Source organism: Streptococcus sp. GMD1S (assembly GCF_000296875.1).
Taxonomy (GTDB): Bacteria; Bacillota; Bacilli; order Lactobacillales; family Streptococcaceae; genus Streptococcus.
In genome coordinates, this window is record NZ_AJQY01000237.1 from 1 (window position 1) to 736 (window position 736).

General features: G+C 37.5%; 2 protein-coding genes. Both read left to right on the forward strand.

The features are described from left to right. A partial coding sequence (locus GMD1S_RS08525; RefSeq protein ID WP_000663421.1) for a GNAT family N-acetyltransferase occupies window positions 1-357 on the forward strand: 357 nt, incomplete at its 5' end. A 197-nt stretch (window positions 358-554) separates the two neighbouring features. Further along, window positions 555-736: helix-turn-helix transcriptional regulator (locus GMD1S_RS08530; protein WP_008281489.1), on the forward strand; the 182-nt coding region annotated here is incomplete at its 3' end.

Below are 736 nucleotides of genomic sequence, written 5' to 3' on the forward strand. Positions count from 1 at the left end.
TTGATTCGTGCTTATAATCGTTCTAAAAGAGAAGAGGCTGAAAGCGAGCCACTGAACCTTTATGTCGAAGACGAAAAGGGCAATCTCATGGCAGGCTTAGTAGCAGAGACTTTCGGAAATTGGTTGGAAATCGAATATTTGTTTGTGAGAGAGGAATTGAGGGGACAAGGAATTGGTTCAAAACTATTGCAGCGAGCTGAAAATGAAGCCAAGAATCGAAACTGTCGTTTTTCTTTCGTGAATACTTACCAGTTTCAAGCGCCAGATTTTTATCTAAGCCATGGCTACAAGGAAGTCTTTACCTTGCAAGACTATCCCTACACAGGGCAAAGATACTATTACCAAAAGGATTTGTGATCTAGACTTCTATCTTTTGAAGAGGAGCTTAGCTGAGTATCAAATAAGAACGAATACTCTTTATCATGTAAGATGATAGAGAGTTTTTTGTTAATAAAATCTTACAAAATGACATTTATATATTGCATTAAGTTAGATATATGGTATAATGTTTTTAAAAGAAGCGCAACTTTTTAAAAATGTGAAGGAGGATGCTAGTGGCTAAAAACTTAAAATTAAAATTAGCTCGGGTGGAGTGTGATTTAACACAAGGGGATTTGGCAGAAGCTGTAGGTGTTACTAGGCAGACTATAGGCTTGATAGAAGCAGGGAAATATAATCCTAGTCTCTCCCTCTGCCAGTCTATTTGCAGATGCTTAGGCAAAACGTTAGACCAACT